Source organism: Pseudonocardia autotrophica (genome assembly GCF_003945385.1).
Classification (GTDB): domain Bacteria; phylum Actinomycetota; class Actinomycetes; order Mycobacteriales; family Pseudonocardiaceae; genus Pseudonocardia; species Pseudonocardia autotrophica.
Genome location: NZ_AP018920.1, coordinates 6,276,610 through 6,290,846 on the forward strand (window position 1 = coordinate 6,276,610; position 14,237 = coordinate 6,290,846).

Here is a 14,237-nt window from a genome sequence, read left to right on the forward strand (position 1 = left end):
CCGTGGCCGGACCGGTGGCATTCCCGCCGGGGCCCGGCGAGGTGGCGCCGGGCCCCGGTCCGGCGCTGCTCGGCCGGGTGGCCGAGCTGGGGCGGCTGCAGGCCGAGCTGGCGGGCGCGGTCGAGGGCCGGGCCGGCGCCGTCCTGCTCGCCGGTGACGCGGGGATCGGCAAGTCCCGGCTCGCCGGGGAGCTCGCGACCGCGGCGTCCGCGGCCGGGATCACCGTGGTCGTCGGCCGCTGCCTGGACACCGGCCCCGCGCCCTTGCCCTACCTCCCGTTCTCCGAGGTGCTCGCCGGGCTTCCGGTCAGCGGCCGGGAGCTGCTGACCGACCGGCCGGCGCTGCGCGGGTTGGTGCCCGGCAGTGGCCCACCGCCCGAGGATGTCGCGGCCGACCGGGAACTCGATCGGCTGGCCGTCTTCGACGGTGTGGCCGGGGCACTGCGGGCCGCCGCGGCGCAGGCGCCGGTGCTCGTGGTGCTGGAGGATCTGCACTGGGCCGACCGGTCCAGCCGCGAGCTGCTCAGCTACCTGCTCGCACGGCTCGGCTCGCAGCGACTGCTCGTGCTCGCCACCTATCGGTCGGACGATCTGCACCGCAGGCACCCGCTCCGGCGCACCCTGGCCGAGCTGGTCCGGCTGCCCGCGGTGCGCGGCTGGAGCTGGGCCCGCTCCCGGCGGCCGACGTGCTGGCGCTGGTCCGGCACCACGCGTCCACGGTGGCGAGTCCGCTGCCCGAGGAGACCCTGCACCGGATCGCCGATCGCAGCGGCGGCAATGCGTTCTTCGCCGAGGAGATGGTCGCGGCCGGTCGCGCCGAGCTCCCCGAGGCACTCGCCGACGTCCTGCTGACCCGGCTGGACCAGCTCTCCGATCAGGCCAGGGTGGTGCTGCAGGTGGCGTCGCTGGCCGAGCGGCGGATCCCCCACGATCTCCTGCGCGACGCCGCGGAGCTGTCCGCCGACGAGCTCGCAGCCGGGCTGCGCGAAGCGGTCTCACACCACGTCCTGGTGCCGGTGCGGACCGACGACCAGGATGCCTACGCCTTCCGGCACGCGCTGCTGCGGGAGGCGGTCCACGACGATCTGCTCCCGGGCGAGCGGGTCCGCCGGCACGCCCGGCTCGCCGAGCTGCTGGCCGCCCGCGGCGACGAGCCGGGCACCGCGGCGGACCTGGCCCGGCACGCGGTCGCCGCGCACGACCTGCCGCGCGCGCTCGCCGCGTCGGTGCTCGCCGCGCGCGAGGCACAGCGGCGGCACGGCCCGGCCGAGGCGCTCGTACACATCGAGCGGGCCCTCGAGCTGTGGCCCGCGGTACCCGATCCGGTGCGGGTGGCCGGGGTCGCCGAGAGCGTGTTGCTGCGCGATGCGGCCTGGGTCGCCGGCGCCGCAGGGGATCCCGAACGGGCGACCGCGCTCGGGGCACTCGCCGTCCGGGTCGCCGACGAGCGCGAGGGCCCGTCGGCCCGGGCCGACACCCGCATCCGGTACGCGATGCGCCTGCTCGACCGCGGTACCGGTGTGGAGGAGGCGATCGGCGCCACCGAGACCGCGATCGGGCTGCTGGCGGGCACACCGCCGGGCCCCGATCTCGCCTGGGCCCACGCGGTCCTCGCCCGCACACTTGTCAATGCGGACCGGCCGGAACCGGCCTGGCCGCACGCGCGCACCGCGCTGGAGGTGGTCGGTGGCACCGACCGCGCCGCGCTGACCGGTCCGGAGCGCCGGGACCTGCTGGCGGCGCACGCCGACGCACTGATCACGCTGGCCTTCTGCGCCCAGGTGGAGGGCGACCCCGCCGGCGCCCGGGAGCTGCTGGCCCAGGCCGCCGAGCTGGCCGCGGCGGCTGGTAGCCGGACCGTCGAGCTGCGGACGGTGTGGACCCGCGGGGTGTCGCTGCTGGAGGAGGGCCTGCTCGACGCCGCCGCGGCCGAGTTCGACGACGGCAGCCGGCGCGCCGCCGGGTACGGCCTGTCCTGGGTCGGGTACGGCCTGGATTTCCAGGTCGTGCAAGCCCGGGTGGAGTTCCAGCGCGGCGGCTGGGACGCCGTCACCCGGATCACCCACGGGATCGACCCGACCGTCCCGGTGCAGGTCACCGGCGTGCTGGCGGCGGCAGGGGCGCTGGTGACCGTGGCCCGCGGCGAGCTCGACGATGCCGAGCGGCTGCTGGAGCTCCTCGCCGCCGAGCCGCCGCCGCACGACCAGATCCCGATGCTGCTCGGGATGGTCGGGGTGGAGGCGGCCTGCCTGCGCGACGATCCCGGGCTCGCCGCGCGGCGGGCCCGGGCCGCGATCGACGAGGTGGCGCGGGAGCTCCCGAGCCACCTCGGCCAGATCGCGCTCTGCGCACTCGGCGCGGGTGCCCAGGCCGATCTCGCCGTCGCGGCCCGCGCCGAGGGGAAACCAGACTCCACCTTCCGGGAGGCCGCCGCCGAACTGCTGACGCTCGCCGAGCAGGTCACCGGAACCGGGCTGCCACGCGGCACCACGATCGGCCCGGAGGGCCGGGCCTGGCTCGGCCGGGCCCGGGCCGAGGTCGGCCGGGCGGCGGGCAGCTCCGACCCGGCCGCGTGGACCGCGGTCGTCGACACCTTCGCGGGCTACGGCGACGACTACCGGGCCGCGCAGGCACGCCTGCGGCGGGCGGCGGCTCTCCTGGACCGCGCGGTCGGCGCCGGTCGCGGCCCGGCGGCGGGCGCCGCCGACCGCCGCGCCGCGGCTGAGGATCTGGCGGTCGCGGCAGGCACCGCGCAGCGGCTCGGTGCGGCGCCGCTGGCATCGGCGGTCGCCGAGCTGGCCGGCCGGGCCGGTGAGGGCGTGCCCTCCGGCGGGCCGGCGCGGCCGTCCCCGTTCACGCCGCGCGAGCATGCGGTGCTCGAACAGGTCGCGCACGGGCTCACCAACCGGGCGATCGGCGAGCGGCTGTTCATCAGCGAGAAGACGGTCAGCGTCCACCTGTCCCGGGTGATGGCGAAACTCGGCGCGTCCGGGCGCACCGAGGCGGTGTCGCTGGCGCACGCACGCGGCCTGATCGGTCGTCTCCCGGACCAGGTGACCCGCGCAACGGAGTGATGTTCGACAACCCTGAGTGACGCATCGGACGACGTACGGGTGTTTTCGTGCCCCTGACGGGTGGAGCACTCACTCCGACGATTGGCGTAACCCGTCACCGGATAACAGGGTGAGCACCTGACACGACAAGACGGGCAGAAACAGGAACCGGCGGCGCGCACCGGATCCCGAAGACCCCGTATCGACTCCCCCGAGATCGTGGTGATCGTCATGTCCGCGCCCGTCATCCGCATCCCGAGCCCGCGCCGCCCCGTCGGCACCACCGAGGCGGCAGCACCGCGCGCCCTGCCCGAGGGGCAGGTCCGGTACCTCGATCTCGCGCACCGGTTGGACGTCCCGGCCCCGCGGCACGGCGGCGCGGACCGCTCGCCCGCGGCGGACACCCGCCGGTTGCCGGCTCCGCGATCCGCGACCCCCGTGCGTCAGCCGGTGGAGCGCCCCGGCACCCGGGGTGCGGACCGGCAGCGCCCGGCCGGCCGGGGAGCCGGCACACCGCCACCGCCTGCCCAGCGCTCCGGGACACCGCCACCGCCTGCCCGGCGCTCCACGACACCGCCACCGCCTGCCCAGGGCTCCGCGGCACCCGCGGCCGGGGACCGCGCCGGTCGGCACCGGGTCACCGGAGGCACGGCGGCACGGGTCTTCACCGTGCTCGCCCGGCTCGGGAGCCTGACCACGCTCGCCGCGATGGTCGTGCTGGCCGCCGCCGTCGCCGGACTCGCCGACGGCGACCCGCCGACCGGGCCGGCGGCCGAGGTCGCCGGCAGCACGCTGCGCTGAGCGCGCGTCGCCGGGACCGCGGGGCTCAGGCCGCGTCGGACCGCGACGCCGGCTGGGACTTCAGCACGTCGTCGACCAGATCCATCACCAGACGGTTCCCGCCGAGCCGGTAGCCGAAGTCCTCCCAGGAGAGCAGCTCCCGGGAGATCAGCTCACCGACCGGGCCCGGGTAGACCCGGGTGGCCCGGAATGCGGCGGCCCGCATCCGCATCTTCTCGTGGTGCTCCATGGGCGCCGGTGCGCTCATGCCCTCACCTCCGTGACAGGCGACGTGACAGTGGATGTGACAGGGCGCGCTCTCCGCGCTGAGCCACCCGCCTCGTTTCATGGTGACCGGCCCGCCGCTGTTCTCCGCCTCGAAGTGCTCAGCGTCTCACCGGCGTGTCACCGCCGGATTGACAGCGTGTCGACCAGGCGTTACGGGGCTGAATCCGGCGCATGCGGTGCGGTCCGGCGGGTGTCGCTGCGGCGGCTGCCGGCCCCGCGCCACCACTACGGTGATCCTCATGGCGCACCGCACACGTGACCTGCTCTGGTCGGACGTCGAGACCATCCACGCGAAGATCCTCGCCCACCCGTTCGTCACCGGGCTGACCGACGGCTCGCTGCCGCACGACGCGTTCCGGCACTACATCATCCAGGACGCGCACTACCTGCGCGGCTACGCGAAGGCCCTCACGGTGTGTGCGGCGAAGGCCCCGGACGACGACGACACCGTCATGTTCGCCGAACACGCCGCCGGCGCGATCGCCGCCGAACGCGAGCTGCACACCGATCTGCTCGACGGCCTCGGCCTGACCTCCGAGCAGGCCAGGTCGACACCGGTCGCGCCGGCCACCAGCGCCTACGTCAGCTACATCCTCGCGGCGGCGCACGGCGGCTCGTACGCCGAGGGCGTCGCCGCCGTCCTGCCCTGCTACTGGATCTACGCGAAGGTCGGCGAGCACCTGGTCGGTGCCGGCTCTCCGGACCCGCTCTACCAGCGCTGGATCGACATGTACGCGGGCGAGGAGTTCCGGGCCGTCGTCGACGCCGTGCTGGACGCGACCGACCGGATCGGCGCGACGGTCTCGGACACCGAGCTGGGCCGGATGCGGGCGCACTTCACGACGACCTCGCGCTACGAGTGGATGTTCTGGGACGGCGCCCACCGCCAGGAGACCTGGCCGGTGTGACCTGCGACCGGTGGGCGGGGTGACACCCGCCCACCGGGCTCAGCGCCGGTCGAAGCGGTCCGGGACCACCAGGTTCAGGAAGAACGAGACGATCGCGACGATGATGGCGCCCCAGAAGGCCGCCCAGAACCCGTCGACGACGAACGGCAGGTTCAGCACCCCGGACAGCCAGCCGGTCAGCATGAACATCAGCGCGTTCACGATCAGCCCGAACAGGCCCAGGGTGATGATGTAGAGGGGGCAGCCGATCGTCGCCACGATCGGCTTGACCACCGCGTTCACCACGCCGAACAGCAGCGCCACGCCGAGCAGCGTCCCGACCCGGGCGCCGGTCGAGCCGGCCGCCACGTCGATCCCGCTGACCAGCACGGTCGCGACCCAGAGCGAAGCCGCGACGACCACCGTCTGGATGGCGAACGCGAGCGCGGGGGATGCCGGTTTCATCAGTCGATCACCGCCTGCTGGACCAGCGTCTGGAGCTGGGATCGGATCGGGTAGGTGCTGGACGGGACCAGCTGGGTGAAGAACAGTGCGACGACGTCATCGACCGGGTCCACCCAGAACGCCGTCGAGGCGAGCCCGCCCCAGGCGAACGTGCCCTCGTTGGCGAGCTGCTTGCCGGCCGGGCCGTCGATCACGACCGAGAAGCCGAGGCCGAACCCGACACCGGCGAACGCCGACTCGGAGAAGATCGGCCGCCCGACGGTCTCCAGGTCCTGGCCGCCGGGCAGGTGGTTGCGGGTGGCACGGGCCAGCGTCCGCGGCCCGATGATCCGGACGCCGTCGAGCTCGCCACCGCGGGCGAGCATCCGGGCGAACCGGAGGTAGTCCCCCGCGGTGGAGAGCAGCCCGCCGCCACCGGACAGGTAGGTCGGTTCGCGGGTCGCCGCCCGCGCGAGCACCTTGTTGACGACCAGCCCGCCGCCCGGACGGGCGTTGTAGAGGGCGGCGAGGCGCGCGGCCTCCGGCGAGTCCGGCGCCACCGAGAACGTCGTGTCGCTCATCCCGAGCGGATCGAGGATCTCGGTGCGCAGGAACTCGTCGAGCCGCTGCCCGGAGGCGACCTCGACGACCCGGCCGAGCACGTCGGTCGCCACCGAGTAGTTCCACTCGGTGCCGGGCTGGAACAACAGCGGGAACGACGCGAACTGCTCGGCCGCCGTCGCCAGGTCGACGCCTTCCGGTGCCCCGAACTCGTAGCCCTTGGACCGATACATCTCGTCCACCGGGTGCGCGTGGTGGAAGCCGTAGGTGAGCCCGGCGGTGTGGGTCAGCAGGTGGTGCACGCGGACCGGCTCCCGGGCCGCGTCGGTACCCGGGTTCAGGGCGGAGCCGCCGCGGTAGACCCGCTGCTCGGCGAACGCCGGGATGTAGCGGGACACCGGATCGGTGAGCTCGAGCGCGCCCCGCTCCCAGAGCATCAGGGCCGCGACCGACGTGATCGGCTTGGTCATCGAGTAGATGCGCCAGATCGTGTCGTCGGTGACCGGGAGCCCGGCCTCGACGTCGCGGCGGCCGTGGTGCGACAGGTGCACCAGCCGGTCCCCCCTGGCCACCGCGATGGTCCAGCCGGGGAGCTTGCCCTCGTCGACATAGCGGCGGAAGTGTGTGTCGATCCTGGCGAGCCGGGTCGCGTCCAGCCCGACCTCCGCCGGATCCGCCTCGATCTTCGGAACCGTCACCGTGCCGAGCCTACCCACCGGAGCGCTCCCCACTTCTGATGATCCGGCCGTGCGCGCCGTCACCGGAGGCGATCCCACTCGTCGTACCGGTCGTGTCCGGCCCACGGCCGGGCGGGCGCGACCTCGGGGGTCGACGTCACGTCGTGGCCGGTCCGACTGGGGAGCCGGGTCCGGCCACGACGATCCCGGTCAGCCGGGCAGGATCTCGTAGTGGGCCAGCCGCTGCCCGCGCATCGCCGGTGCGGCACGCAGCGCGGTCGCGAGCGCCCGGGTGGCTCGCGGCAGCCGCCCGGCGACACCGGCGGGCGGGTCCCCCACCCCGCAGGCGTCGAGCAGGCGCAGGCCCCACGGCTCCAGCTCGCGCGGGTCCTCGCAGGTCCAGTCCACCTCCAGCTCGCGCAGCGGCCCGCTGCCCAGCCGCCCGGCCGCGGTCCGGGACAGCACGTCGGTGACCAGTTCCGCACCGGGCAGCATCCGGGCCGCGGTGAACACGATCCGCTGCACACCCTGTTCCGGGAGCAGGGACAGGACCTGGTCGGACACCACCAGGTACGGCCCCGGCAGCTCCCCCGCCAGCTCCAGCCAGTCCTCGTCGAGCGCCGATCCGGCCACCAGGTGCGCCGGGCCCGGCAGCAGCTCGCGCCGCAGGTCCGCGACCTCGGGCAGCTCCACGTCGATCCAGTGCGCCGGGCCGGTGGTGCCGAGCCGGCCCGCCCGGGAGTCCAGCCCCGGGCCGAGCTCCACCACCGTCCCCGCCGGGTGCCGGTGCACGAAATCCCGGACCCAGTGGTCGAGCACCGCCGCACGCAGCAGCGTGCACAGCGCGTCGGTGCGGCCCGGCGCGGCCCCGAGATCAAGATCGTCGGCCAGTCCCGCGGCCGCCGGATCCGCCGCCACCGGGCGGCGCCGGCGGGCGTCGCGGGCGCGGGCGTGCGCGGCCGGAAGCGACGTCGACTCGATCGCCCCCAACCGCGGCTGGCGTCGTTGCGTCACGATGTACCCCCTGGTCGCGCGAACCTACTAGGGCGTCGGCCCGCACCCCCCACGGGGCGGTGGGCGGTGGCCGCGCCGCGACCGGTGGCCCGTGAACGGTTCCGGCCCTGCGCCGGCGGGTGCAACCGATGACTTCGGCGCGTCCGTCCGGTCTCCCTCCGTAGTGCCGGGAGCACCGGCGGTGGGGAGGGCGGGTCCGTGCCGGGTTCACCGACGTTCCGCACCCGGACCGTCACGCTGCCGCCGGGCGCCTCCCGGCCCCATCACGAGGACGAGTGGCGGGGCGCGCTGGTCGTGGTGGACGTCGGGATGATCGAGCTGCTCTGCGCGGCGGGCGGCCGCAGGCGGTTCGGTACCGGGTCGGTGCTGTGGTTCACCGGGCTGGACCTGGTGCTGGTGCGCAACCCGGGCGAGCACGACGCGGTGTTCCGCGGGATCAGCCGCGCCGCCGGGTGAGCCTCGGCCGGGTCAGCTCGCCTCGTCGAGCGGCCGCAGCCAGATCCCGTTGCGGGTCGCGACCATGCCGAGCTCCCCGGGATCGGCCACGCAGGTGCCGCGCGGGCGGTGGGTGTCCCACAGCTCCGCATCGTCGAACACCCCGCCGCAGCCCCCGAAACGGCTGCAGCAGTGGGCCCGGTCCGCCCCGACCCACTCCCGGTCACAACACGCCATCCGCAGCACCTGCACCCGGCGCAGGCTACGCGGGGTCACCGACGGTTCCGACGTGCGCCGCGAACGTGTCGATCACCGATCGGAGGCGAGCAGCTCGCACCAGACGCCGTCGTCGACGATCTCCCCCGCGAACCCGCACACGCCGTCCGCGCGGAACCGCCCGGCCTGCCGGAACCCGGCCCGCTCGGCCACCCGCCTGCTCGCGGTGTTCGCGGCGGACGCACCCAGCGCCAGCCGGTGCCTGCCCAGCCCGCCGGCCGCCACCGGACGCCCAGTTCGCCGCGACCCGGTCCACCCAGCCGCGGGCGTCGGCGATCCCCAGGTGCGGGCCGAGGGAGGTCCGGCGCCGGACCTCGGGATCCCGGTAGACCTCGGCGGCGATCGCGGCCACATCGGACTCCACGAACCCGCGCAGCGTCACCACCCCGTCCGTGAGCACCGGAGGGACCCTCGGAGCATCCACCACCCGGATTGGTTACCGGCCGCCGCCCCGAGGGGGCAACCGGGTTCTCCTACGATCGGGCTGGTCCCGCAGCCGCGCGGGTCCGAGGGGGGAGGTGGCGATGGCCGCGCTCGCGGAGCGTCTGATCGACCGGCGTCTGGGGTTCACCGGCCCGCCGGTGCCGTACGTGCGGGAGCGGGACCTGCGCGTCCCGCTGTCCGACGGGGTGGTGCTGCTCGCCGATCTCTACCGGCGCCCCGGCCCCGGGGAGCCGCGTCCGACCGTGCTGATGCGTACCCCCTACGGCCGCCACGGACTCGGCTCGATGATCGGGTCGCTGCTGGCCCGGCGCGGGTTCCAGGTGCTCGTGCAGAGCACCCGCGGCACGTTCGGATCGGGCGGCCAGTTCCGGCCGTTCCTGCACGAGAGCGCGGACGGGCTGGACACCCTGGACTGGGTTCGCTCCCAGCCGTGGTGCGACGGACGGGTCTCGATGGTGGGCCCCAGCTACGTCGGCCACACCCAGTGGGCGGTTGCGCCCTACGCCGATCCGGGCCTGTGCTCGATGAACGCCGACATCACGGCGTCCGAGTTCACCAGTACGTTCTATCCCGGCGGCGCCCCCGGGCTGCTGAACCTGGCCGGCTGGGTCAACCAGATCGGCAGGCAGGAGCGGATCGGCGCCGTCACCGGCTTCCTGGCGACACCGGTGTTCAGCAGGCGCAAGCGCCGCGCCGTCACCTCGCTCCCGCTGCAGGCCGCCGACGTCGCCCTCAGCGGTGCGCCGGTGATGTTCTGGCGGGACTTCGTCGAGCACGCCGAGCAGCCGCGTGAGTTCTGGGCGCCGGCCGAGCACGACGGCTTCGACGCCGCCGCGATGCCACCGGTCTGCATGGTCACCGGCTGGTGGGATCTCTTCGTCGACCGGCAGCTGGTCGACTTCACGGCGCTGCAGCGGGGCGGCGCGACCGCCCGGATCACGATCGGCCCGTGGAACCACGGCGATCCCGGCTCGGTGTCGACGATCGCGCACGAGATGACGCACTGGCTCGGCGTGCACCTGCACGACGGGCCGGACGACGGCCGGGCGCCGGTACGCGCCTACGTCCAGCACGCCGACCGGTGGACCGACCTGCCGTGCTGGCCACCGCCGGACGCCCAGCCCAGCGAGTGGTACCTGGCTCCGGGCGGGCGGCTGCTGCCCGAGGCGCCGGGCGCCGGAGCGGTCGCCGACCCGTTCGTCTACGACCCGGCGGACCCGACACCGACGGTCGGCGGGCCGATGCTGCAGCCCCCGTCGAAGCAGCACGACAACCGGGACATCGAGGCCCGCGACGACGTGCTCGTCTACACCGGGCCGCCGCAGGAGACCGATCTCGACCTGCTCGGCCAGGTGTCCGCGGTGGTGTACGTGCGGACCGCGGCCGAGGGCACGGACACCGCCGAGGGCGACGTGTTCGTGCGGGTCTGCGACGTCGCCCCGGACGGGACGTCGCTCAACATCACCGACGCGATGCACCGGCTCGTCCCCGGGCGGGAGGCGACCGCCCCGGACGGCACCACAGTCGTCCGGCTGGCGCTCAGCCCGACCGGGTACCGGGTGCGGGCCGGGCACCGGCTCCGGGTACAGATCGCGGGGGCGGCGTTCCCCCGGTTCGCCCGCAATCACGGGACGGGCGAGCGGATGGCGACCGCGGTGACCGGCCGCCGGATCCACTACGAGGTACTGCACGGCCCCGACCACCCGTCGCACGTGGTGCTGCCGTACCACCCCTGACCGGGTCCGGCGCGCCGGCGAGCCGCTCCACACCGGACGGCCCGGGCCCGTCGAGTCCGGCGGAACCACCGGCCGCGCGTGGTCGTGTTCGTCCGGATGCTCGATCCCCGGGCGCCGGAGACCGGCTAGGTTCCCCGGATGGCGCTGCGGGTGGTGGCAGCCGAGGACAGCTACCTCATCCGGGAGGGGCTGGCCGCACTGCTGCATGCCGATCCGGAACTCGATCTGGTGGCCAGGGTCCCCACGCTGCCCGAGCTGCAGCGGGCGGTCGCCGACCACCGGCCGGACGTGGTCGTGACCGACGTCCGGATGCCGCCGGGGCTGCGTGACGAGGGCATCCGGGCGGCCGAGGAGCTTGCCGCCGGGCACCCGTCCACCGGGGTCGTGGTGCTCTCGCAATACGTGGAGCCGGACTGGGCGCTGCGCCTGTTCACCCCCGGCGCCGCCGGGCGGGCGTACCTGTTGAAGGAGCGGATCGGCGACCTGGACACGCTGCGCCGGGCGATCGGAGCGGTCGCGGCCGGCGGCACGGTGCTGGACCCGCAGGTGGTGGAGGCGCTGGTGGCAGCCCGGTCCGGACGGGCCGCGTCGCCGCTGGCCGGCCTGACCGGGCGCGAGCGGGAGGTGCTGGAGCTGGTCGCGGAGGGGCTGTCGAACGGCGCGGTCGCCGACCGGCTGCGGCTCGGCGACCGCGCCGTGGAGAAGCACATCACCAACGTGTTCGGCAAGCTCGGCCTCGAGTCGGGCGACGACGCCGTGCACCGCCGGGTGCGGGCCGTGCTGGTCTACCTCTCCGCGACCTCCGGCTGACCGGGCAGGTCACCCGTGATCCGGGTGCCTGCGCCGGCTCGGCCCTCGATCCGGACCCGGCCGCCGAGTGCGGCGATCCGGTCCGCGATGTTCGTCAGCCCGGTCCCGGTCCCGGTCCCGACGGTGCCGGGATCGAACCCGCCACCGTCGTCGGTCACGGTGAAGGCGGGCCCGTACGGGCCACCGGTCAGCTCGACCACGACCCGTGACGGCGACCCGTGCCGCACCGCGTTGTGCACAGCCTCCAGGCAGCTGAGGTACACGGCCGTCTCCACCGCCCGCGGACGACGGCCGAAACCGTCGGCGTGGACGATGACCGGTACCGGCAGGGTCCGGGTCCCGGCACGCAGCGCTGCGACGACGCCGTGCTCGTCGAGCAGCGGCGGGTGCAGGCCGCGGGTGAGATCACGCAGGCTGCGGACGATCGCCTCCACCTCGGTCCCGAGCCCGGCCAGCCGGGGATCCCCGGTCTCGACGAGCAGCACACCGATCCGCATCCGCAGCGCGATCAGCCGGGCCTGTGCGCCGTCGTGCAGGTCGCGCTCGATCCCGCGGCGAGCCGCATCGTGCGCCTCCACCAACCGTCGCCGGGACTCGGCCAGCTCGGTCAGCCGTTCCTGCAGCTCGTCGGCCAGGCGTGCGGTCCGCACCACCGGGCCGAGTGCACGGGCGACGTCGTCGAGCAGCGTCGGAGCGTCGCGCACCAGATCGGCGCGTGCAACGGCGAGCAGCCGCAGCTCGCCCAGCAGCTCGTCGCCGGCCTCGATCGGGACGCGCAGTTCTGCGGACCGCTTCGGTGCGGTGCCTGCACCCGCAACCCGCGCGCCGCCCAGCCATACCTCGGCGCGCGCGGCTCCGGTGCTGCGCACCAGCAGGTTCGCGACGTCGTACAGCACCTCCGGCAGGGTCGCGGTGCCGCTGGCCCGCGCCGCCAGCCGGGACATGACGCCGAGCCGGTCGGTGTCGCGCCGGTACAGCAGCCGTTCGGTCAACCGCCGGGTGTGCCTGCGAACCGGCTCGACCAGCAGGGCCACGACCACTGCACCGGAGAGCACCAGCAGAGCCCCGTCCGACGCCCCGCCACCGAGCCGCCCCAGCAGCCCGCCGCCCCCCACGACCACGGCCAGGTAGACCACCGCGACCAGCGCGGAGAGCGCCACCGCGACGGCCGCGCGACCGAGCACCGGCTCGATCTCGTGCAACCGGTAACGGGCCGCGGCCACTCCGTAACAGACGACCAGCAGGTTGATCAGCACGAGCATCGCCGGGATCCACAGTGCCGGCCACGGGTGGGTCAGCACCCCCACCGGCGCGAACAGCGCCAGTACGACGCCGATCACCCGGTACGGGCCGCGCTCGACCGGATCGGCCCGCCGCCACCGGCCGGCCAGCCCCGACAGCGCGACGGATGCCGCCACCAGCACAGCGACACCGCCGAGCACCGAGAGCACCCCGATCGCGGCCGGGCGGTCCGGGACCGCCCAGGTCGCGGTAGGCCAGGCGTCCCAGGCGAACGCGCCGACCAGCAGGGCGGCGCCGAGCGTCCCGGCCACCGCGGTGACCCGGCCGCCGCTGCGCGGTGGGGTCCCGTCCGGGAACAGCGCCGGGAGCGCGACCACGGTGAGCACCGCGGCGGGCACCCAGAGCCAGTTCATCACCCACAGCGGGACGGTCGCGGCGAGCGGGAGATCAGCGACCACGATCGTGTCGGTCAACGCGACGGTCAGCGGTGTGTCCAGCCCCGCCCGGACGAGTGCGGCGTCCGCCGCCGCGGCGGTCGCCGCGTGCCCGGCATGGAGCAGGCCGACCATCGTCAGCACCACACCGGAGCCGTGTCCTGGGCGTCGCTGCAACACGAACCGCCCGGTCCACAGCAGGACGAGCGCGGACGGGCCGTTGTGCCAGAAGTACAACCCGTAGAGCACGGCCGGGCCCCGGCCCCGGGCCAGGACTGTCGCGAGTGCGACGAGCACCACGACGGTCCCGGTGACCGCGAGCACGGTCGGCAGCCGCCGGTGCAGGGTCATCGGCCGAGTATCGGGTGCCCGCCCGCGCCCGGACAGGGGGTCGACCGGCCATCGGTGGTGCGGACGGCCGCACCACCGGAGGCCGGGCCGCACGCTGGGCCTCCGTCCACCACCGGTCGAGTGTGGGCGGCGGTCCCGGGGCGGGTGCCCCGGGAGGGAGGAGACCCGTCGTGACCGACACGATCTCGCACACCGTCCCGGCGACCGCCGGCCGGATCGCCGGCACCGCCGCCGTGCTCGGACCGTTCCTGCTGCTGGGGAGCAGCCTGCTGTTCCTGTTCGTCGAGAACGGCGTCAACAGCGGCGTGCTCGGAGGCACGGTCGGGTTGTGGGCCTGCCTCGCCCTCGCGATCGCGGTGCCCGGCGTGCTGCGCGCGGTGGAGCCGGTGGCGCCGCGGGCCGCTCCCCGGGTGGCCGCGGTCGTCACGATCGGGTTGGTCGCCGGGGCGGCGTTCAACATCCAGGCGATGTACCACGCGGCGACCGGGACCGTCCTGCTCGACCGGGCCGGCGAGGACGTACCGCTGCTCGCGGTGCTCGCGTTCCTGCCGTGGGGCTGGTTCACCCCGCTCGGCCTGGCGCTCAGCGGATGGCTGCTCCTGCGAGCCGGGGCCCGGATGCCGGGCGCGTTGCTCGCCGTCGCCGGAGTCCTGTTCGTGATCGGGCGCCCGGGCACGATCGGCCCGGTCGTGCTCGCCTCGGATCTGGCGCTGATCGCGGCGCTGGTGCCGCTCGGCGCGACGATGGCCACCGGCCGGTCCCCGGTCCGGCGATCGTAGCCCCGGAGATCCCCGGCCGGGAGAGGA

At 75.0% G+C, this 14,237-nt stretch carries 15 protein-coding genes; 8 read left to right on the top strand and 7 right to left on the bottom strand.

Going from position 1 to position 14,237, the window contains the following annotated elements; genetic code table 11:
- Positions 1–2: 2 nt before the first annotated feature.
- The 3 genes from Pdca_RS37220 (at position 3) to Pdca_RS29165 (ending at position 3,853) form a co-directional block, all read left to right on the top strand.
- A complete protein-coding gene (locus Pdca_RS37220; protein ID WP_232021268.1) occupies positions 3–851 on the top strand; it encodes an AAA family ATPase in 849 nt (282 codons plus the stop codon).
- Positions 755–3,073 carry a helix-turn-helix transcriptional regulator gene (locus tag Pdca_RS38125; protein ID WP_408635075.1) on the top strand — a complete coding sequence of 773 codons (2,319 nt, stop codon included), beginning with the start codon at positions 755–757 and terminating at the stop codon, positions 3,071–3,073. The genes Pdca_RS37220 and Pdca_RS38125 overlap by 97 nt, the downstream gene beginning before the upstream one ends.
- Positions 3,074–3,283: 210 nt before the next feature.
- On the top strand, positions 3,284–3,853 hold the full coding sequence (locus tag Pdca_RS29165; RefSeq protein ID WP_125911606.1) for a hypothetical protein: 570 nt from the start codon (positions 3,284–3,286) through the stop codon (positions 3,851–3,853).
- 25 nt (positions 3,854–3,878) lie between these two features.
- Here Pdca_RS29165 and Pdca_RS29170 read toward each other — a convergent pair whose 3' ends face one another.
- Positions 3,879–4,100, bottom strand: coding sequence for a hypothetical protein (locus tag Pdca_RS29170; protein ID WP_232021269.1), 222 nt, complete (start codon positions 4,098–4,100; stop codon positions 3,879–3,881).
- A gap of 259 nt (positions 4,101–4,359) precedes the next feature.
- Here Pdca_RS29170 and tenA point away from each other — a divergent pair, with 259 nt between their 5' ends.
- A complete protein-coding gene (tenA, locus tag Pdca_RS29175; RefSeq protein ID WP_085912551.1) occupies positions 4,360–5,028 on the top strand; it encodes a thiaminase II in 669 nt (222 codons plus the stop codon).
- Between the two features lie 39 nt (positions 5,029–5,067).
- Here the strand turns inward: tenA and Pdca_RS29180 are convergent, their stop codons facing one another.
- From Pdca_RS29180 to Pdca_RS29190, 3 genes are all read right to left on the bottom strand, one after another.
- On the bottom strand, positions 5,068–5,472 hold the full coding sequence (locus Pdca_RS29180) for a phage holin family protein (protein WP_085912550.1): 405 nt from the start codon (positions 5,470–5,472) through the stop codon (positions 5,068–5,070).
- Positions 5,472–6,710: a serine hydrolase domain-containing protein gene (locus Pdca_RS29185; RefSeq protein WP_085912689.1), complete on the bottom strand. Its 1,239-nt coding sequence runs from the start codon at positions 6,708–6,710 to the stop codon at positions 5,472–5,474. Before Pdca_RS29185 ends, Pdca_RS29180 begins: the two co-directional genes overlap by 1 nt.
- A gap of 189 nt (positions 6,711–6,899) precedes the next feature.
- The gene (locus Pdca_RS29190; RefSeq protein WP_085912549.1) at positions 6,900–7,703 is read right to left on the bottom strand and encodes a class I SAM-dependent methyltransferase; all 804 of its coding nucleotides are present in this window, start codon (positions 7,701–7,703) and stop codon (positions 6,900–6,902) included.
- Positions 7,704–7,901: 198 nt separating this feature from the next.
- On the opposite strand from Pdca_RS29190, the gene Pdca_RS29195 reads away from it, so the two are divergent.
- On the top strand, positions 7,902–8,159 hold the full coding sequence (locus Pdca_RS29195; RefSeq protein WP_232021270.1) for a hypothetical protein: 258 nt from the start codon (positions 7,902–7,904) through the stop codon (positions 8,157–8,159).
- A gap of 12 nt (positions 8,160–8,171) precedes the next feature.
- On the opposite strand, the gene Pdca_RS29200 is transcribed toward Pdca_RS29195, so the two are convergent.
- Both Pdca_RS29200 and Pdca_RS36140 read right to left on the bottom strand, forming a co-directional pair.
- Positions 8,172–8,414 carry an FDXHR family putative zinc-binding protein gene (locus Pdca_RS29200; RefSeq protein WP_232021271.1) on the bottom strand — a complete coding sequence of 81 codons (243 nt, stop codon included), beginning with the start codon at positions 8,412–8,414 and terminating at the stop codon, positions 8,172–8,174.
- A gap of 33 nt (positions 8,415–8,447) precedes the next feature.
- The gene (locus Pdca_RS36140) at positions 8,448–8,639 is read right to left on the bottom strand and encodes a GNAT family N-acetyltransferase (protein ID WP_085912547.1); all 192 of its coding nucleotides are present in this window, start codon (positions 8,637–8,639) and stop codon (positions 8,448–8,450) included.
- Between the two features lie 299 nt (positions 8,640–8,938).
- Here Pdca_RS36140 and Pdca_RS29210 point away from each other — a divergent pair, with 299 nt between their 5' ends.
- Both Pdca_RS29210 and Pdca_RS29215 read left to right on the top strand, forming a co-directional pair.
- Positions 8,939–10,594 (top strand): CocE/NonD family hydrolase, encoded by a 1,656-nt coding sequence (locus Pdca_RS29210; protein WP_085912546.1) that lies wholly within the window; start codon positions 8,939–8,941, stop codon positions 10,592–10,594.
- A 138-nt stretch (positions 10,595–10,732) separates the two neighbouring features.
- Positions 10,733–11,404, top strand: coding sequence for a response regulator transcription factor (locus Pdca_RS29215; protein WP_085912545.1), 672 nt, complete (start codon positions 10,733–10,735; stop codon positions 11,402–11,404).
- Here the strand turns inward: Pdca_RS29215 and Pdca_RS29220 are convergent.
- Positions 11,380–13,431 carry an ATP-binding protein gene (locus tag Pdca_RS29220; protein ID WP_085912544.1) on the bottom strand — a complete coding sequence of 684 codons (2,052 nt, stop codon included), beginning with the start codon at positions 13,429–13,431 and terminating at the stop codon, positions 11,380–11,382. The two genes, Pdca_RS29215 and Pdca_RS29220, sit on opposite strands and share 25 nt — an antisense overlap.
- 170 nt (positions 13,432–13,601) lie before the next feature.
- Here Pdca_RS29220 and Pdca_RS29225 point away from each other — a divergent pair, with 170 nt between their 5' ends.
- Complete coding sequence (locus Pdca_RS29225; RefSeq protein ID WP_085912543.1) at positions 13,602–14,210, top strand: hypothetical protein; 609 nt, start codon at positions 13,602–13,604, stop codon at positions 14,208–14,210.
- The last annotated feature ends 27 nt before the right edge of the window (positions 14,211–14,237 follow it).